This is a genomic window from Actinoplanes sp. M2I2, from assembly GCF_023544445.1.
Classification (GTDB): domain Bacteria; phylum Actinomycetota; class Actinomycetes; order Mycobacteriales; family Micromonosporaceae; genus Actinoplanes.
Genome location: NZ_JALPVJ010000008.1, coordinates 113916 through 132217 on the forward strand (window position 1 = coordinate 113916; position 18302 = coordinate 132217).

Consider the following 18302-nt stretch of genomic DNA (forward strand, 5'->3'; position numbering starts at 1 on the left):
TCAAGCGGCCGTCCACGTTACGCCCCGCCCGCCCCCACCTCCACCGAATTAACGATGCCGCCAGCTATCGCCTTTGTCCGAGGTTGAGAACATCCTTAACCTCTCCAACCTCGAAGAACTTCGGCCGCCCTCCCGCGGGCGAACAGAGATCCGGATCCTGTTCGTCTTCGACCCGTGGCGGTCCGCGGTTCTTCTGGTCGCGGGTGACAAGTCGGGGGAGTGGAGTCGGTGGTACCGGAATGCCATCCCGGAGGCCGAGGAGTTCTACGCCCTCTACCTCAAGGAGCGGCGAGGGGAGATGGATGATGAGCGGAACTAGGCGTTGGCGGGACACGAATCACCTGGATCGTGCGATCGAGACCGCGGGAGGTCTCGAAGCCTTCGACGCGAGTCTCGGCAAGATGCTCGACGAGGCTCGCGGGTGGCGCTTGGCCGAGCTGCGGAAGCGACGAGATCTGACGCAGGAGCAAGTCGCCTCCCGCATGGGAATCTCGGTCGCCCGGGTCTCGCAGATCGAGGCCGGGGACGTCTCAACTCAAGAGGTGCTCGCGCGCTACATCGCAGCGCTCGGCGGCACCCTCAAGCTCATCGCCGACTTCGGAGATGAGCAGCTCAAGGTCGCATGAGCGTTCCCGGGGATTACGGGGCATGGGTGACGGGGGTGAGCGGGGTGAAGTGCGGATTTCGGATCAGCAGTTCATGCAGGTCTTGGCGCACCCGACGCGAATCCTGATCGTCGAGCTCTGAACACCACAGGGCCCTGGCGTTCACCGAGCACCCGGTGGCGATCATCGGGCTGGTCGCGCCCGCCCTGGCCGGCGTGCTCGTCGGGCTGACCGGCGCCCGGCTCCCGCTGCTCCTCGACGCCGTCAGCTATCTGGCCCTGGTCGGGGCCGCGCTCGCCCTGCGTACCCGGCGCAAGGGTCTGGGCGCCACGAACGAGAGACTCGTGCCGTGGCGGCTGCGCGACGACCGCACGCTCACCGTCATGGTCGCCGTCCTGGCCACGGTGATCGCCGGGGTCAGCGCGATCAGCGTGATCGAGGTGTTCTTCCTCCGGGACACGCTGGGCGCCTCCACCACCGTCTTCGGCATCGTCGCGGCCTCCTGGACGGCCGGCATGCTGCTCGGCAATCTGATCTTCAGCCGGGTGCCGCCGGGCCGCATCACCGTGCCCGCTCTGCTGGTGGTGGTGGCCGGCTCGAGTGCCCCCGTGCTGGTGGCGGCCGCGGTCCCAGGGCCCTGGTGGATCGTCCCGCTCTGGATCGCCGGAGGCGTGTGCAACGGTGGCATCAACGTCTTCACCATGGTGATCATGGCGGGGCGGACCCCGCCCGCCGCCCGGGGTCGCGCCTTCGCCTCCTTCGGCGCCGCCGTCCAGGGCGCCGGGATGATCGGCCTGCTGGCCGCCGGGCCCCTGGTCGACCGGTTCGACCCACGCCTGCTGGTCGTCGTGGTCGGCGTGTTCGGCCTGGTCATGCCCCTGGTGGCCCTGCCGGTGGTGCGACGTGAGCCACCTTCGCATCCGGTCACGGGCACTACCCGGCCGGTGCGGGATAGCGTCGGAGCATGAGCGACAGCGCCGGTCGGCCCCGGGTCGGGCACATCCAGTTCCTCAACTGCCTCCCGATCTACTGGGGTCTCATGCGGTCCGGCGCTCTGCTCGATGTCGACCTGCACAAGGACACGCCGGACAAGCTGAGCGCCGACCTGGTCGCCGGCCATCTCGACATCGGTCCCATCACCCTGGTCGAATATCTGCGCAACGCCGACGACCTGCTGCTCCTGCCCAACCTCGCGGTCGGCAGCGACGGCCCCGTGCTGAGCGTCAACCTGATCTCCACCCGGCCGCTGGCCGAGCTGAACGGGCGGCCGGTCGCGCTCGGCTCCACCTCCCGGACGGGTGTGCTGCTCGCCCAGATGCTGCTGGCCGAGCGCTACGGCGCCGAGCCCGAATACTTCCGCTGCCCGCCCGAGCTCACCCAGATGCTGATCGAGGCCGACGCCGGGGTGCTGATCGGCGACCCGGCGCTGCGGGCGATGTACGAGGCTCCGCGCCTCGGCCTGGAGGTCACCGACCTGGCCGAGGCATGGAAGGAGTGGACCGGGCTGCCGATGGTCTTCGCGGTCTGGGCCGTCCGCAAGGACTTCGCCGCCGCCCACCCCGGCGTGGTCAAGGACGTCCACGAGGCCTTCCAGCGGTCCCGCGATCTCAGCCTGACCGAGCTGGACGAGGTCGCCACCGCGGCCGCCCGGTGGGAGCCGTTCGACGCCGCGACCCTGGCGAACTACTTCCGGGTTCTGGACTTCTCGCTGGGTGAGCGGCAGATCGCCGGGATCCGTGAGTTCGCCCGGCGTGCGGCGGCTCGCGGCGTGGTGCCCCCGTTGCCCGCAGAAGGACCCCTTTTCGCCGAAGTTTGATCTCCGCGCGATCAGGCGCTACGTTCCCCGCACTCTCAGCTTGTTCTTAGAAAAACGGGGTCCTCATGCGCCTGCGCCCGATCGCACTCTCCGCGGCGGTTGCCGCCGTGGCCCTGGGGGCGCTCGCCGCCCCGGCGCAGGCCGCCCCGGACGACGAGGGGCAGTTCGTCGGTGTGCTCCTGCCGGAGCAGATCGCCGTCATCGCCGGCAAGACCAAGACCGTCCGCGCCGAGGTGCTCAACATCGGCTCGAAGCCGGCCGAGAACGTGGTCGCGGACTTCTCCGACATCGACCCGTCCCTCAAGCTCACCCTCCCGGCGAACTGCGACGCGACGTCGTGCCCGGTCGGCGACATCGCCGCGAACGGGCGCAAGGTGCTCACCTTCACGATCGGGTCGACCGGCGACAAGCTGGCCGCGAACTTCCAGGTCGGGGTCGACGGCCTCACCTCGGAAGTGACCGTGGTGCGCTCCGAGGGCGGCATCGACCTCGAGCTCGAGCCGATCGACGACCCGAAGATCGGGCGTGGTCAGTCCGCCGCCCTGCCGATCACCGTGCACAACGCCGGCAGCGAGCCCGTCAGCACGGTCGGCCTGGTGGTGGCGGCCGAGAACGGCCTCACCCCGCTCGGCAGCTACCGCAACTGCCTGCCCCTCGACGAGGTCGAGGACGAGATCGACGACACCGCCGGCATCGTCTGCCTGTTCGACGAGGAGTTCGCGCCCGGCGCGACCTTCCGGCTCCCGGCGGACAGTCCCGTCAAGCTCCGCGTGAACAAGGACGCGGGCGGGCCGTACACGTACTCCGGAGCCGCGATCGCCGTCGGCCTGAACGACGAGGACGCCGCGCTGCTGGCCCGGCAGAAGACCGGCAAGGTGCTGACGCTGGACGCGGTCAGCAAGGCCTCCGGCCTCCTCGACGAGGAGCCCGACGACCTCAACATCGAGGACAACATCGCCACGTTCGGCGTCAGCGTGGGCAAGTCGGTCGCCGACAGCGCCGCGGTGGGCGCCACCATCTCGGGCAAGGGCGGCGACACCAGGACCATCAAGGTGGGCGTGCGCAACCTCGGCCCGACCACGGTGATCCCCTTCTCCGACGACGTCGACTGGTTCCCCGGCGTCCAGGTCACCATCCCGGCCGGCCTGAAGCTCACCGAGGTGGACCCCTTCTGCATGCCGGGCTCGGGTGTGGACGTGAAGAAGCCGGGCTCGATCGACGGCCGCGACTACCTGTGCGTCGCCCCGATGGGGCTCGGTGTCGGCAAGCTCGAGTCGTTCACCTTCACCGGCACGCTGACCGGTGACGAATCCACCGCGGGCTCGGTCGTCGTCGACGGCGGCGTCCAGGACCCCAACGCCAAGAACGACAAGGCCGCGATCACCGTGGCCCTGACCGGTCAGGGCGGCGAGGGCGGCGAGGGCGGCGGCGGCCTGCCGGTCACCGGCGCGCCCACGGGCTGGGTCGCGCTGGGCGGTGCGCTGCTGCTGCTCGCGGGGGGCGTGGCGGCGTACGTCTTCCGTCGCCGTCGCATCGTCACCACTCTCTGAGCCACCTCACATCAGGGCCGTCCCTCAGCGGGGGCGGCCCTGATGTGTGAGTGCCGCCTGACCCGTTGACCGCGGCGGCTAGCATCCGACGGATCATGAAGAGTCCCGAGTTCGACGGGCACGAGCGCGCACGCTGGGCCGGCCGTGCCGCCGCCTACGACCGCAGCTTCGCCCGTCTCTGCGCGCACCCGGCCGCCGCTCTGCTCGAGGCGGCCGGCGTCGACAAGGGGCACCGCCTGCTCGACGTCGGCACCGGCACCGGCACGGTCGCCGCCCTGGCCTGCTCGCAGGGTGCGTCGGTGCTGGCCGTGGACGCCGAGCCGTCCATGTTGGACATCGCCGCGACCCGCCTCCCCGGGGGCGCCACCGTGCTGGCCACGCTGCCGGTCCTGCCGTTCCCGGCGCGGGTCTTCGACGCCACGGTCGGCAACTTCGTGGTCAACCACGTCGGCAACCCCGCGTCGGCCGTCGCCGAGATGACCCGCGTGACCCGTCCGGGCGGGCGGGTCGCGCTGACCGTCTGGCCGTCCCCGCCGCCGTTGGCCCAGCGGCTGTGGGGCGACATCTTCGACGCGGCGGGAGCGGAACGGCCCCGTGGCCTGCCCCGGCTCGACCCGGTCAACGACTTCCCGCGTACGGAGGAGGGGGTCGCCGATCTGCTCGGCCGCGCCGGCCTGACCGAGGTCACCTGCACCACGGTGTCGTGGACGCTGCACGTCGACCCGGACGACTGGTGGGCCGGTCCGGCCGCCGGCCTCTCGACGGCCGGCCTCATCCTCGACCACCAGCCACCGTCGGTCGTGGCCGAGGTCCGGGCCGCGTTCGACGAGGTCACCGCCCCGTTCCGGGACGACCGCGGACTGCTCGCCCTGCCCGCGTCGGCCCTGCTGGGCGCCGGTCTAAAGCACTGACAGGGCCGGCGACGGGGAGTCCGCCCGCAGCCGGGCGGCGTCGCGGCTGGGCGGCTCGCCGAACTGACGACGGTATTCGCGGCTGAACTGCGAGGGACTGTCGTAGCCGACGCGGTGGCTGACGCCCGTGACGTCGTTCGGGTGGGCGGCGAGCAGCAGGCGCGCCTCCTGCAGGCGGATGCTCTTCTGGAACTGGATCGGGCTCATCGCGGTGACCGCCTGGAAGTGGCGATGGAACGCGGAGACGCTCATCCCGGAGAGCCGGGCGAGCTCCTCGACGCGGAACGGCTCCCGGTAGTGGGCGCGGATCCAGCCGACCGCCCGGGAGATGTGGGTGAGGCTGCTGCCGGCCAGGCCGAGCTGGCGTACGGCGGCGCCCTGCTCCCCGGTGACCAGGCGCCACAGGATCTCGCGGCGGATCAGCGGCGCCAGGACCGGGAGGTCCCGCGGGGTCTCGAGCAGGCGCAGCATCCGTACGGCGGCATCGATCAGCTCGGCCGGGGCGTCACTCACCGCGATGGCCGACGGGGAACCGCCGTGCTGCGGCAGCGATCCGGGCGGCGCCTCCACCAGCAGCGCGGCGATCTCGGCCGGGTCGAGCACCAGCCCGAAGCCGATCGCCGGCGCCTCGGTGTAGTGGCCGGTCACGGGCAGGTCGACCGAGGTCACCAGGTACTGACCGGCGCCGTACTCGTAGACGCGGTCGCCGAGCGCGAGCGTCTTGGCCCCCTGGGCGATGAGGGCGAGGACGGTGCCCGACATCGAGGTCGACGACTCGTACGCGCGGGTCGCCTTGCCGATCAGGACGCCGTCGAGGGCGGTGGTGACGCCGGGCCGGGCGTGGCGGTCGAGGAGCGTACGCAGTTCGTCGAGGGACACGCCCCAAGAGTAATGGGCAAGGATCGAGGAGGCTCGTTCTACTGACGGGGCTCGTGAGCTGGTGCCATGGAGAGGAGAGATTTCCACCGTACGAAATGAGGAGCGCAATGATGCGAGTCGGGATCGTGCTCGGGGGCAGTTCCGGGATCGGGCAGGCCACGGCCGTCGAGCTGGCCCGGCGCGGGGCCGGCGTCATCGTGACCTATCGCGGGAACCCGGCCGGCGTGCGGGACACTGTGGACCTGGTCGAGAAGGAAGGCGGCACGGCGGTCGCCCTCCGTCTCGACATCGGCCGCACCGAAGGCTTCGCGGGTTTCCGGGACGAGATCGCGGCCACGCTGCGGGACACCTGGCAGCGGGACACCTTCGACTACCTGGTCAACAACGCCGGCTTCGGGGGCAGCGCGCTGTTCCCCGACACCACCGAGGAGCTGTTCGACCGGTTCTTCGACGTGCTGCTCAAGGGGCCGTACTTCCTGACCCAGACGCTGTTGCCGCTGCTCGCCGACGGCGGCGCGATCGTCAACGTCAGCAGCTCCTCGTCCCTGCCCACCGGCCGGGTCGACGCGGGTTACTCCGCCTACGCCACGATGAAGGGCGGCTTGAACACGCTCACCCGGTTCCTGGCCAAGGAGCTCGCGCCGCGCGGCATCCGGGTCAACGCGGTCTCGCCCGGCCCGACGCGCACGCGACTCGCGGACCCGTCCGGCGTGGTCGGCTTCGAGGCGTACCCGGAGGTCATCCCGATGCTGGCCGCCCAGACCGCGCTGGGGCGCCTCGGCGAGCCGGACGACGTCGGCGCGGCGATCGCGAGCCTGCTCTCCGACGAGAGCCGGTGGATCACCGCGCAGAACGTCGAGGTCTCCGGCGGCTTCGACCTCTAGCGGTTGAGCAGCTCGTCGAGGGCGGTGACGTCCTCGGCGGTCAGCTGCCAGGCCGCCGCCGACGCGTTGGCGTGCACCTGCTCGGCGGTCGTGGCGCCGGCGATCACGCTGCTCACGGCCGGCCGCGCGGCGAGACCGGCGATGGCGACCTCGAGCAGGCTGTGCCCCCGGTCGGCGCCGAACGCCTTGAGCGCCTCGATGGTGTCCCAGTCGGCGCCGTCGACCCAGCGCTGGTAGCGGGGGAGGGAGAGCCGGGTGCCCGCGGCCGGCTGCTGGTCGCGGCTGTACTTGCCGGTGAGCAGGCCCGAGTCGAGCGGGAAGAACGGCAGCAGCCCGAGCCCGAACTGCTCGCAGGCGGGCACGACCTCGGTCTCCACGTCACGGTGGAGCAGGCTGTACTGGTTCTGCGCGCTGACGAACGGGGTCAGGTTGCCGGCCCGCGCCGTCCAGTCGGCGTCGGCGATCTGCCAGCCGGCGAAGTTGGAGTTGCCCAGGTAGCGCACCTTGCCCGAGCGGACCAGGTCGTCGAGGGCGGACAGCGTCTCCTCGATCGGGGTCTGCGGGTCGGGGGTGTGCAGCTGGTACAGGTCGAGGTAGTCGGTCTCGAGCCGGCGCAGCGACGCCTCGACCGCGCGCATGATGTATCGCCGGGAGCCGCGGGCGCCGAAGTCGTTGCCGTTGAGCCCCTCCATGTCCAGCCCGAACTTGGTCGCCACGATCACCTCGTCCCGGCGGCCCTTGAGCGCGGCGCCGAGGCACTCCTCGGAGGCGCCGTGCGGGGTCCCGTAGACGTCGGCGGTGTCGAACAGGGTGATCCCGGCGTCCAGGGCGGCGTCGACGACCTCGCGGGTGCCGTCGGCGTCCAGTTTGCGGCCGAAGTTGTTGCACCCGATGCCGACGACGGAGACCACCAGGCCCGAGGTGCCCAGCCGGCGATAGCTCATCTCACTCATGAACCAGACCCTATGCCCGAACGGGCCGACGTTTGCCCGGGACGCCGCGACATCGGCCGTCATCTATTGACACATGCCCGAAACAAAAAGGACTCTTTCCTGAGAGCGCTCTCCATCCCCCCTCTGATCGCACAGCTCTGCGGAAGGTGTCCCCCGTGCGTACCCTCCTGCGAACCCTGGCCGCGCTGGCCCTGACCGTCCCGGTCGTGGCCGCGGTCTCCCCGCCCGCGGCGCAAGCCATCGGTCCCAACCTGCTGCCCGTCACCGTCACCAACAACACCGGCCGCGGCGAAGCGGTCCACCTGTACGTCATCGGCATCCAGCTGTCGTCCGGCCGGCTGGGCTACGTCAACCAGGCCGGGACGTTCAACCCGTGGACCGGCGGGGCACTGCCCCCGGCGCCCGCCCCCGACGTCTCCATTCCCGGCGCCGGCAACGGTGGCGCCACGACCATCCAGTTCCCACGCGGATTCTCCGGCCGGGTGTACTTCTCGCTGGGCGAGAAGCTCAAGTTCTTCCTCACCCCGGACGGCCTGGTGCAGCCGGCTCCGTGGGCGGGCGGGGACGCCAACCGGGACATCCTGTTCGACTGGAGCGAGTTCACCTACAACGACTCCGGGCTGTGGCTCAACAGCTCGCAGGTCGACATGTTCGCGGTGCCGCACGCGGTGTCGGTCACCGGAGCCTCCGGGGCCACCCGGCGTACCGGGGATCCGGTCGCCAACGGGCGGGACAACGTCATCAATGCCATCCGCGGGACGTCCGGGTTGGCCAACACGGTCTACGCCCGCTCGGACGGGACGGTGCTGCGGGTGCTCGCCCCCGGCAAGGCCGCCAGTGCGGGCCTGATGAGCAGCACGTATCTCGACCCGTACATCGCGTCGGCGTGGAACGCCTACACCGGCAAGACGCTGACGGTGGTGCCGTTCGGCGACCAGCCCAACACCCGCTACTTCGGCCGGACGTCGGGCAACGTCATGCGCTTCACGAACGCGGCCGGCGCGGAGGTGGCGTCGTTCAACCGGCCGTCGTCGGCGTCGGTGTGGGGCTGTGACGGCGACCTGCCCGCGCCCAACGACCAGGTCGTCGGGCCCATCTCGCGGACCCTGTGCGCCGCGCTCAACCGCGGCACGCTGGGGACCATCGACACCCAGCCGAGCACCAACGCGGCCGACTTCTACCGGAACAACCCGACCAACGTGTACGCCAAGGTGATCCACCAGAACATGCAGGACGGCAAGGCGTACGCCTTCGCCTTCGACGACGTCGGCGCCTTCGAGTCGCTGGTGCACGACGGGGACCCGCGCTCGGCCGGTCTGCACCTGACCCCGTTCACCGGGGGCGGCGGCTCCAACCCGGCGCCGACCGGGGTGCCGGTGATCAGCTCGCTGAACAACAAGTGCATCGACGTGCCCAACGGCACCTTCGCCGACAGCACGCTGCTGCAGATGTGGACCTGCAACAACAGCAACGCCCAGAAGTGGACCTTCACCGGCGGCACCGTGCAGGCCGGGGGCAAGTGCATGGACGCGCAGGCGGCGGGCACCGGCAACGGCACGCCCATCCAGCTCTACACCTGCAACGGCACCGCGGCCCAGCAGTTCGTGCTGAACGCCGCCGGCGATCTGGTCAACCCCCAGGCCAACCGGTGTGTCGACATCGCCGCGGTCAATTCCAACGACGGCGCCCGCCTGCACCTGTGGGACTGCGTCGGCGCGGCCAACCAGAAGTGGCGCAAGGGCTGACCCCGCGTCTCCGTCGCGGACCGGCCCCGACCGGTCCGCGACGAAGCACTACCTTGTCCGCATGATCTTCCTCGGCGGTGGAGGCAGCGAGAAGGACGAGGCCCGGCTGTGGGACGAGGTCTTCCGGCCCGGCGCCCGTCTCGCCGTCTGGCCGCACGCCATGCCCCACTCGCAGTGGCCGGCGACGCCGGGCTGACCGACATCACCGGCGCCGACCTGCTGGCCGGCTGCGTGGTCTCCCCGCACTACACCGCGGACCAGGAAGCCACCGCCCGCCGGTGGTCGCGCGACCACGACGTGACCGTCCTGGCGATCCCCGAGACCGCCGGAGTGGTCGTCGACGGCGACCGGGCTCGCAACGCCGGACCGTCCCCCGTCGAGGTCTTTACACCCGCCGGGAGCAGTGTCCACGCGGCCGGCGAGACGTGGGCGCTTCGTCAGGAGCCCGGCGGGGCGGCCAGATCGCGGTAGGCCGGGCGGAGCAGATCGGTCAGCGGGATGTGGCGCACGCGGACGGGCGGGGCGTCGAGGGCCCGCAGCAGCAATTCGGGTGGGGCGGTGACGCGGGACGGGCGTTCGCGCAGCCGGCTCAGGCTGATGGCGGGCGTGTAGAAGTCGGCGAGATGATCCTCCAGAGAGGACTCCTCGACGGCCAGGGGGTCGACCGGCGGGGTGGGCTCCGGCGTCCCCCGCAGCGCGTCGAGCAGAGCCTCGCGCGGGCGGCCACGCCAGGCCAGGACCAGGAACGGGTCGTCGTCGAACGCTTCGGCCAGGACGTACAGCACCGCGGAGCCGTGCTTGCAGGGCACGCTCCAATCAGGACAACTGCAACGGATGTCCAGGCGCTCGGGGAAGAGCGGCGCCTCGTGCGCGGTGAACAGGTCGACGATCTCGTGCGGCATCTCGCCCGCGAGCAGGGCCGCGCGGTAGAGGGCCTGTGACCCGAGGGCGTCGGTCAGCTCCGTCCATTGTGCTTCTTTGAAGGCCGTGATGGCGATGGTCACCTCGTACGGCTGGGGGCGGGAACCCTGCACCCGGGCGGTGACCTCGCCCGAGGTGAGCGCAAAGTCCATCACCTGACCCTTGCGGGCGTAGGCCCGGCCGCGGGCCAGGCGGCCGCCGTCACAGATCTGCTCGAGCACGTCGACGAACCGGCGCGACCACCACTGCTCGCCGATCTTGCCGCGTTTAGCTCGGACGGCGATGCCGCCCTCGACCTCGATCGGCTTGCCGCCCTCGAAGAACCGTCCATTCTGGTCGACCGGCATGTCAGCGCACCGCCCCGGCGTCGAGCGCGAACAGCTCGCGCAGCTGATCGGTGTTGAGGTCGGTGATCCAGTCCTCGCCGGTGCCGACGACCGACGACGCGAGCGCCTTCTTCCGCTCGATCATCGCGTCGATCTTCTCCTCCAGCGTCCCGGTGCAGATGAACTTGCGTACCTGCACGTTGCGCGACTGTCCGATGCGGAACGCCCGGTCGGTGGCCTGGTTCTCGACCGCCGGGTTCCACCACCGGTCGAAGTGGACGACATGGTTGGCCGCGGTCAGGTTGAGGCCGGTGCCGGCGGCCTTGAGGGACAACAGGAACAGCATCGGCTCGTCGTCGGTCTGGAACCGCTCGACCAGCTCGTCCCGCTTGGCCTTCGAAAGTCCACCGTGGAGCCACAGCACCGGGCGATCGAGGTGGGCCGCGAGGTAGGGCTGCAGCAGCGAGCCCCACTCGGCGTACTGCGTGAAGATCAGGGCCTTGTCGCCGTCCTCGACGATCTCCTCGGCGAGCTCCTCGAGGCGGGCCAGCTTGCCCGAGCGGGCGGGCAGCCGCGAGCCGTCCTTGAGCAGGTGGGCCGGGTGGTTGCAGACCTGCTTGAGCTTGGTCATCGCGGCGAGCACGTTGCCCCGGCGCTGGATGCCCTCGCTGCCCGAGATGGCCTCCATCATGTCCTCGACGACGGCCTGGTAGAGCGTCGCCTGCTCGGGCGTGAGCGTGCACCAGACCTTCATCTCGTTCTTCTCGGGCAGGTCCGAGATGATCGACTTGTCGGTCTTGAGGCGCCGCAGCACGAACGGGCCGGTGGCTCGCTTGAGCGCGGCGGCGGCGTCCTCGTCCTGGCGTACCTCGATCGGTTCCTGGAAGCGGCGGCGGAACCGCTTCGCCGGACCGAGCAGACCCGGGTTGCAGAAGTCCATGATGGACCACAGCTCGGCCAGGTGGTTCTCGACCGGCGTTCCGGTGAGGGCCAGTCTCGTCCGGGCCGGGATGGTGCGAACTGCCTGGGCCTGCCGGGTGCCGCTGTTCTTGATCGCTTGCGCCTCGTCGCAGGCCAGCCGTCCCCAGTGGACACCGCGCAGGGCTTCCAGATCACGGACCGCGGTGCCGTAGGTCGTCAGCACCAGATCGGCATCAGCGACCGCGGCCTCGAAGTCGGGCCCGCGCTGCCTCGTCGAGCCGTGGTGCACGTACACCCGCAGGCCGGGGGCGAACCGGGCTGCTTCCTTCTGCCAGTTGCTGACCAGAGACATAGGACAGACGAGCAGGGTCGGCGCGACGAGCGGTGCCGGGGTGCCGGTCCCGTCCCCGGCTCGCTCGGCCAGCAGCAGGGACAGCGTCTGGGCGGTCTTGCCCAGGCCCATGTCGTCGGCCAGGATGCCGCCCAGCCCCAGCCGGGAGAGGAAGTGCAGCCAGGAGAGACCCCGCTCCTGGTAGGGGCGCAGACTGCCCTGGAAGGTGGCCGGGGTCGGCACCGGCGCCAGTCGCTCCGCGGCCTGACCCGAGAGCAGGTCGCCGAGCATGCCGTCGGCGTCGACCTCGACCAGCGGCAGGTCCTCGTCGCCGCCGTCCGCGACCTGCTGGAGCACCTCACCCGCGGTGATCTCGCCCTCGCGCCGCCGGCCGACGGCCTTGAGCGCTGCCCGCAGCTGCCGGTCGTCGAGCTCGACCCACTGACCGCGCACCCGCACGAGCGGCACCTTGAGGCGGGCCAGTTCGGCGAGCTCCTCGGCGGTCACCGCGCCTTCGCCGATGACCAGGTCGATCCGGAAGTCGACCAGCTCGTCGAGCCCGAAGCCGGAATCGGCCACCGCCCGCGAGCCGCTGCTCGTGCGCGACTTCGTCCGGGTCGTCAGCTTGAGACCGACGGCCTTGCGCCCGGCCCAGGCCGGCAGCTGCACGCCGAAACCGGCCGCCTGGAGCAGGGGAGCCGCGTGCTGGAGGAACTCGTGCGCCTCGGTGGTGTCGAGCTCCATGGCGGCGGGTTCCTGGTCACGGAGCGCCACATGCAGCAACGGGAACAACCGCACCGCCCGGCCGAGCCCGGCCAGCAGTGTCTCGTCGGGCCGGGGCGGCAACCCGGGGATCCGGCCGCCCGCCCACACGTCGGCGGCGGGCAGATAGAGGCTGGGGTCCTCGGCCGACTGCAGGGCGAACTCCAGACCCCACAGGTCGGTCTCGGGCGCCGGCTCGACCAACCGGAAGCTGACCCGGATCGGGCCGTTCGCCTCGTGCGCCGCCCGCAGCCACTCCTCGAGCGCCGCCCGCAGGTCACGCTCCTCGGCGGGCCGCGCGCCGGGCAGCGCCGGGTCGGCCGCGGTGAGCGCGGCGATCCACCGGTCGGGCAGCGGCGCCTTGGGCCCCGCCCGGTGCCCGATCAGGATCCGCTCCGGCATGACCGTCCGCGCGGCCCCGTCGACCAGCGACTCCAGCGCGTCGCGCAGCGTCCCGGCCACCCCACCACCGGCGGTTGGTGAGCCGGCCGGGGTCGCGCGGAGGGCCGGCGCGGGAAGGGCCGGCGCGGGGACGGCGGCGCGCACGACGGCGGGCATCGCGGTGGCGAAGTCGCGGTAGGTGGCGGCGTCGGCGCCGGTGATCACGGGACGCCAGCGGGCGGCGGCCACCTCGTCCTCGGTGACCAGCTGGGGGAGCAGGCGGCCGCGCCGGGCCAGGTCGCAGGCGTGGCCGGCCAGGACCCCGAGATAGCGCAGGGAGGACCCGGCCAGCCAGGACCCGTCCGATCCGGGGTCGGCCAGGGCACTCAGCGCCGGCAGCGCGGCCTGGCCGGGCACCAGCACGACCGGCACCCCCCACGCGCCCAGCCGGACACCGCGACCGGCCGGCTCGGCCCCGGAGTCGGGGGAGGGCAGCGGCCCGCGGGCGGTGCCCGGCAGCCGCAGCGTCAGCGAGCCGGTCGTGGCCCCGGCGAGCGCGTCAGCGACGTCACCGGACGACTCGGTCAGGATCGTGAGCAGCGCGTCGGCCGCGACCGCGAACGGGTGGGGCCGCCGCTGCGCGCGGGACCCGGTGGTCAAGGGGAGAGCCGGGTCCTCGGCCCAGAGCGCGAGCCGGCCCGGACGGCCTGCGCCCGGCACCCAGCCGCCATGCACGACGAGCACACCCACCCCCAGAAAGAACTCATCGAGACTAACGAGCCGGGACCGCCGGGACGAATCACGACGCGGCCGACCCGCCGGAGTGCTGATCGCCACCCCACCCGCCGACTGACGGCCGGGCGTACGGAGACGTAACCTCGACAACGTGACGGCGAACCCGGAGATCGACAGCATCCTGCAGCGAGCCGCCGACGGCGGGCGGATCACGCCCGAGGAGGCGCTGCTCATCTACACGGACGCCCCGTTCCACGCGCTGGGCGAGGCCGCCGACGCCGTCCGTCGCCGGCGCCACCCCGAGGGTGTCGTCACCTACCTGATCGACCGCAACATCAACTACACGAACGTCTGTGTGACGGCCTGCAAGTTCTGCGCCTTCTTCCGCGCGCCCAAGCACAACGAGGGCTGGGCCCACCCGATGGAGGAGATCCTGCACCGCTGCGGCGAGGCGCTCGATCTCGGCGCGACCCAGGTGATGCTGCAGGGCGGCCACCACCCCGAGTTCGGCGTGGAGTACTACGAGAATCTCTTCTCGTCGGTCAAGCAGGCCTACCCGCAGCTCGTGATCCACTCGATCGGGCCCAGCGAGATCCTGCACATGGCCAAGGTCTCCGGGGTCTCGATCGAGGACGCCGTCCTGCGGATCAAGGCGGCCGGGCTCGACTCGATCGCCGGGGCCGGGGCCGAGATGCTCCCCGACCGCCCGCGCAAGGCCATCGCCCCGCTCAAGGAGAGCGGCGCCCGCTGGCTCGAGGTGATGGCGGTGGCCCACCGCAACGGCCTCTCCTCGACGGCCACGATGATGATGGGCACCGGCGAGACGCACACCGAGCGCATCGAGCACATCCGCATGATCCGCGACGTGCAGGATCTCGCCGTGGCCAACGGCTACCGCGACGACGCCGTCGAGACCGGTCAGGACGTCGGCGGGTTCCGGGCCTTCATCCCGTGGACCTACCAGCCGGAGAACAACCACCTGAAGGGCCGCACCCAGGCCACGACGATGGAATACCTGCGGTTCCTGGCGATGTCGCGGCTGTTCTTCGACAACGTGTCGCACCTGCAGGCGTCCTGGCTGACCACCGGGAAGGACGTCGGCCAGCTCTCGCTGCACCTCGGCGTCGACGACCTCGGCTCGATCATGCTCGAGGAGAACGTGATCTCCTCGGCCGGCGCCCGGCACCGGTCCAACCTGCACGAGCTGATCTGGATGATCCGCACCGCCGACCGCATCCCGGCGCAGCGCGACACGCTCTACCGCCACCTGGCGGTGCACCACACGCCGGCCGACGACCCGACCGACGAGCGCGTGGTCTCGCACTTCTCATCGATCGCCATGCCCGGTGGCGGGGCCGGCCGCACGCAGCTTCCGCTGGTCGAGGCGTCCTGACGTCCAGCCGCGGGTGACCGTTCGGTCAGGTGCCCCTCCCCGAATCGGGGAGGCCGGGTTGCTCCTTCGTAACGAGCGCCGTGAACCTCTGTTGCCGGTGTCGCAGGCCTGGTTACCGTGCCTGCGTAACACCGAAAACTTCATCCCCGGGATCTGATCAGCCCGGTGATGGTCGCGGACCCGACCGATGGCGGTCGTATATATAACGCACAAGGAACGGGCGGGATGGGTGACCATCCCGCCCGTTCTGTTTTCCCGGAGTGAGAAGGTGGGATCGTGACGCGCGCAGACCTGGACAAGCAGCCGCACGAGGTCGCCGAGATGTTCGACGGCGTGGCCGAGCGGTACGACCTGACCAACACGGTGCTCTCCTTCGGGCAGGACCGCGGCTGGCGGCGGGCGACCCGCGCGGCGCTGAGCCTGCGGCCGGGGGAGCGCGTGCTGGATGTCGGCGCGGGCACCGGCGTCTCGACCGAGGAGCTGGGCCGCTCGGGCGCGTTCGCGGTGGGCGCCGACCTGTCCACCGGCATGCTGCGGGCCGGTCGGCGAGCCCGGCCGGAGGTGCCGCTGGTCGCCGGGGACGCGCTGCGGCTCCCGTTCGCCGACGAGACGTTCGACGCGGTCACGATCTCGTTCGCCCTGCGCAACGTGGTGGACGTCGACGGGGCCCTGCGGGAGCTCGGCCGGGTCACCCGGCCCGGTGGGCGGCTGGTCATCTGCGAGTTCAGCCACCCGACCAACGGGCCGTTCCACACCGTCTACATGCAGTACCTCATGCGCTCGTTGCCGGCGGTGGCCCGCAGCGTGTCGAGCAACCCCGACGCGTACGTCTATCTCGCGGAATCCATCCGCGCCTGGCCCGACCAGCGGGGGCTCGCGGCCCGCCTGACCGGGGCTGGGCCGTGGAGCCGGGTCGGCTGGCGCAACCTCACCGGCGGCGTGGTGGCGCTGCACCGGGCCACCAAGACGTCGGTCTGACGCGCCGTTGAGGCCGAAAGAGGGGAAAAACGGGCTTTAAGCCCGAAATGCGCCGAGTGGTGTTTGGCTCGATTCATGACGACGTTCGGGCACCTCGAAGACACCGACATCGACATCGCGATCGACGAGAGCGACGCCGGCGAGCGCCGCGGCATGGAGCTGGCCGAGCGCCTCCGGCTGGTCGCCGCGCAGGACCCCGGCCTGGCCCAGGAGCTGGTCAACAGCTTGATCATCGCGCTCGACAAGGCCATGGAGGGAAACTTCCGCGAATACCTCGACGGGGAAGCCCGGGAGGCCGCCGACCGGGTGCTCGCGGACACCGTGTCACCCAGTGGAAACAGTTAGGGTTCCCTTACCGGAACGACCTTCGATGGCCGTCCTAGACTCCGACTTGGCGCGCTTGTGAACTGTTTCACGAGCCGCTGCGAGACGGAGGTGTGGTGTGCGCAACCAAGTACCATCCGGACTCATCGCCGACGAGGCTGATGTCATCGTCGTCGGGGCCGGTCCGGGCGGCTCAGCGGCGGCCTATCACATGGCACGGCACGGACTCCGGGTCCTGCTACTCGAAAAAACCGAATTCCCGCGCGAGAAGGTCTGCGGCGACGGGTTGACCCCGCGCGCCGTCCGCCAGCTCGTGCGGATGGGTGTGGACACCTCGGAAAAGGCCGGCTGGCTGCAGAACAAGGGCCTGCGGGTGATCGGTGGCGGTGTCCGCCTCGAGCTCGACTGGCCCGATCTGGCCAGCTTCCCCAGCTACGGCCTGGTGCGGACCCGGCTGGACTTCGACGACCTGCTCGCCCGCCGGGCGGTGGAGGCGGGCGCCGTGCTGCGTACCGGCGTGAACGTCACCGGCCCGGCACTCGACGAGGACGGCCACGCGATCGGCGTCCAGGCCAAGGTGGGCCCGGGCAAGGAGCCAGTCGAGTTCCGCGCTCCGCTGGTGATCGCCGCGGACGGCGTCTCGGGCAAGCTCCCGATCGCGATGGGCCTGGCCAAGCGGGACGACCGCCCGCTCGGGGTGGCCGTCCGGCGCTACTACCACTCGCCGGTCCGCGCCGACGACGACTACCTCGAATCCTGGCTCGAGCTGCGCAGCGCCCAGGACTCCAACCGCCTGCTTCCCGGATACGGCTGGATCTTCGGCCTGGGGGATGGCAGGGTGAATGTGGGCCTCGGGATCCTCAACTCCTCGAGCGCGTTCGGCAAGACCAACTACCGCGCGATGCTCACCGACTGGCTGGCCGGGACGCCGGCCGACTGGGGAATGCGCGACGAGTCCAACGCGGACGGCCCGATCCTGGGCGCCGCCCTTCCGATGGGCTTCAACCGGGTTCCGCACTACACCCGCGGCATGATGCTGGTGGGCGACTCGGGCGGCATGGTCAACCCGATGAACGGCGAGGGCATCGCGTACGCCATGGAGAGCGGCGAGCTGGCGGCCGAGGTCGCCGTCCAGGCGCTGGCCCGACCGGCCGGCCCGGATCGGGAGCGGGCTCTGCGGGCGTATCCCGCCGAGCTCAGCCTGAGGTTCGGCGGCTATTACCGTCTCGGTGGCGTGTTCGTGAAGTTGATCGGCAACCCTCAGATCATGCGGATCGCCACCAAGCACGGCATGCCGCACCCGACGCTCATGCGGTTCGTCCTGAAATTGCTGGCCAACCTCACCGACCCGCGCGGCGGCGACGCGATGGACCGGGTGATCAACGGCTTGACCAAGGTGGCTCCGGCCGTATGAACACCCCGCGCGCTTCGTGGTTAAAACGGACTAATAGTGTGAAACGCCTGAGATTACCCGCGGCGGAACGCCCGACAACCGTTCGGAAACTCGAGCAGGAGAGAACATGACGGTCAACCCATATGTCCCGATCGTCGGGTTACTGATCCTTGGCGCGCTGTTTGCGTTGTTCTCCGTGTCGATCGCGCCGATCGTCGGCCCGCATCGCTACAACCGCGCCAAGCTCGAAGCGTACGAGTGCGGCATCGAGCCGGCGCCGCAGCCGATCGGCGGCGGCCGGTTCCCGGTGAAGTTCTACCTGACCGCGATGCTCTTCATCATCTTCGACATCGAGACCATCTTCCTGTACCCGTGGGCCGTCTCCTTCGGGGCGCTCGGCATCTTCGGGTTCGTCGAGATGGTCCTCTTCATCGTCACCGTCTTCATCGCCTACACCTATGTGTGGCGACGCGGCGGACTCAACTGGGACTGAT

Annotated in this window: 19 protein-coding genes; 15 read left to right on the plus strand and 4 right to left on the minus strand. The window is 70.8% G+C overall.

Annotated elements, in window-relative coordinates:
• Positions 1–73 precede the first annotated feature (73 nt).
• The 6 genes from HJC40_RS17565 (at position 74) to HJC40_RS17590 (ending at position 4882) form a co-directional block, all read left to right on the plus strand.
• Positions 74–319, plus strand: coding sequence for a type II toxin-antitoxin system RelE/ParE family toxin (locus HJC40_RS17565; protein WP_374272041.1), 246 nt, complete (start codon positions 74–76; stop codon positions 317–319).
• Positions 303–626: a helix-turn-helix domain-containing protein gene (locus tag HJC40_RS17570; protein ID WP_374272043.1), complete on the plus strand. Its 324-nt coding sequence runs from the start codon at positions 303–305 to the stop codon at positions 624–626. The genes HJC40_RS17565 and HJC40_RS17570 overlap by 17 nt, the downstream gene beginning before the upstream one ends.
• A 155-nt stretch (positions 627–781) precedes the next feature.
• Positions 782–1573 (plus strand): MFS transporter, encoded by a 792-nt coding sequence (locus HJC40_RS17575; RefSeq protein ID WP_250002192.1) that lies wholly within the window; start codon positions 782–784, stop codon positions 1571–1573.
• Positions 1570–2421, plus strand: coding sequence for a menaquinone biosynthetic enzyme MqnA/MqnD family protein (locus HJC40_RS17580; protein WP_250002193.1), 852 nt, complete (start codon positions 1570–1572; stop codon positions 2419–2421). The genes HJC40_RS17575 and HJC40_RS17580 overlap by 4 nt, the downstream gene beginning before the upstream one ends.
• 65 nt (positions 2422–2486) lie before the next feature.
• A complete protein-coding gene (locus HJC40_RS17585; RefSeq protein WP_250002194.1) occupies positions 2487–3971 on the plus strand; it encodes an LPXTG cell wall anchor domain-containing protein in 1485 nt (494 codons plus the stop codon).
• Positions 3972–4066: 95 nt separating this feature from the next.
• On the plus strand, positions 4067–4882 hold the full coding sequence (locus HJC40_RS17590; RefSeq protein WP_250002195.1) for a class I SAM-dependent methyltransferase: 816 nt from the start codon (positions 4067–4069) through the stop codon (positions 4880–4882).
• Here HJC40_RS17590 and HJC40_RS17595 read toward each other — a convergent pair.
• On the minus strand, positions 4871–5761 hold the full coding sequence (locus HJC40_RS17595; RefSeq protein ID WP_250002196.1) for an AraC family transcriptional regulator: 891 nt from the start codon (positions 5759–5761) through the stop codon (positions 4871–4873). The two genes, HJC40_RS17590 and HJC40_RS17595, sit on opposite strands and share 12 nt — an antisense overlap.
• Positions 5762–5871: 110 nt before the next feature.
• Between HJC40_RS17595 and HJC40_RS17600 the strand changes: the two genes are divergently transcribed.
• The gene (locus HJC40_RS17600) at positions 5872–6645 is read left to right on the plus strand and encodes an SDR family NAD(P)-dependent oxidoreductase (protein WP_250002197.1); all 774 of its coding nucleotides are present in this window, start codon (positions 5872–5874) and stop codon (positions 6643–6645) included.
• Here the strand turns inward: HJC40_RS17600 and HJC40_RS17605 are convergent.
• Positions 6642–7589 carry an aldo/keto reductase gene (locus HJC40_RS17605; RefSeq protein ID WP_250002488.1) on the minus strand — a complete coding sequence of 316 codons (948 nt, stop codon included), beginning with the start codon at positions 7587–7589 and terminating at the stop codon, positions 6642–6644. The two genes, HJC40_RS17600 and HJC40_RS17605, sit on opposite strands and share 4 nt — an antisense overlap.
• 164 nt (positions 7590–7753) lie before the next feature.
• Here HJC40_RS17605 and HJC40_RS17610 point away from each other — a divergent pair, with 164 nt between their 5' ends.
• The 3 genes from HJC40_RS17610 (at position 7754) to HJC40_RS17615 (ending at position 9814) form a co-directional block, all read left to right on the plus strand.
• Positions 7754–9343, plus strand: a complete 1590-nt coding sequence (locus HJC40_RS17610; protein ID WP_250002198.1) for a beta-1,3-glucanase family protein — start codon at positions 7754–7756, stop codon at positions 9341–9343.
• A 61-nt stretch (positions 9344–9404) separates the two neighbouring features.
• On the plus strand, positions 9405–9539 hold the full coding sequence (locus tag HJC40_RS45300; RefSeq protein WP_284043324.1) for a hypothetical protein: 135 nt from the start codon (positions 9405–9407) through the stop codon (positions 9537–9539).
• A complete protein-coding gene (locus HJC40_RS17615; protein WP_250002199.1) occupies positions 9518–9814 on the plus strand; it encodes a hypothetical protein in 297 nt (98 codons plus the stop codon). Before HJC40_RS45300 ends, HJC40_RS17615 begins: the two co-directional genes overlap by 22 nt.
• Here HJC40_RS17615 and HJC40_RS17620 read toward each other — a convergent pair.
• Together HJC40_RS17620 and HJC40_RS17625 are read right to left on the minus strand one after the other, a co-directional pair.
• Positions 9781–10611, minus strand: a complete 831-nt coding sequence (locus HJC40_RS17620; protein ID WP_250002200.1) for an SWIM zinc finger family protein — start codon at positions 10609–10611, stop codon at positions 9781–9783. The two genes, HJC40_RS17615 and HJC40_RS17620, sit on opposite strands and share 34 nt — an antisense overlap.
• A gap of 1 nt (position 10612) precedes the next feature.
• Entirely contained in the window at positions 10613–13729 is a 3117-nt protein-coding gene (locus HJC40_RS17625; RefSeq protein ID WP_250002201.1) for a DEAD/DEAH box helicase, read from the minus strand.
• Positions 13730–13871: 142 nt separating this feature from the next.
• Here HJC40_RS17625 and mqnC point away from each other — a divergent pair, with 142 nt between their 5' ends.
• From mqnC to HJC40_RS17650, 5 genes are all read left to right on the plus strand, one after another.
• A complete protein-coding gene (mqnC, locus tag HJC40_RS17630; RefSeq protein ID WP_250002202.1) occupies positions 13872–15113 on the plus strand; it encodes a cyclic dehypoxanthinyl futalosine synthase in 1242 nt (413 codons plus the stop codon).
• A gap of 276 nt (positions 15114–15389) precedes the next feature.
• Positions 15390–16091 carry a demethylmenaquinone methyltransferase gene (locus tag HJC40_RS17635; protein ID WP_308200912.1) on the plus strand — a complete coding sequence of 234 codons (702 nt, stop codon included), beginning with the start codon at positions 15390–15392 and terminating at the stop codon, positions 16089–16091.
• Positions 16092–16166: 75 nt separating this feature from the next.
• Positions 16167–16436 (plus strand): hypothetical protein, encoded by a 270-nt coding sequence (locus HJC40_RS17640; RefSeq protein WP_250002203.1) that lies wholly within the window; start codon positions 16167–16169, stop codon positions 16434–16436.
• A gap of 97 nt (positions 16437–16533) precedes the next feature.
• Entirely contained in the window at positions 16534–17829 is a 1296-nt protein-coding gene (locus HJC40_RS17645; RefSeq protein ID WP_250002204.1) for a geranylgeranyl reductase family protein, read from the plus strand.
• Between the two features lie 106 nt (positions 17830–17935).
• Positions 17936–18301, plus strand: coding sequence for an NADH-quinone oxidoreductase subunit A (locus HJC40_RS17650; protein WP_250002205.1), 366 nt, complete (start codon positions 17936–17938; stop codon positions 18299–18301).
• The last annotated feature ends 1 nt before the right edge of the window (position 18302 follow it).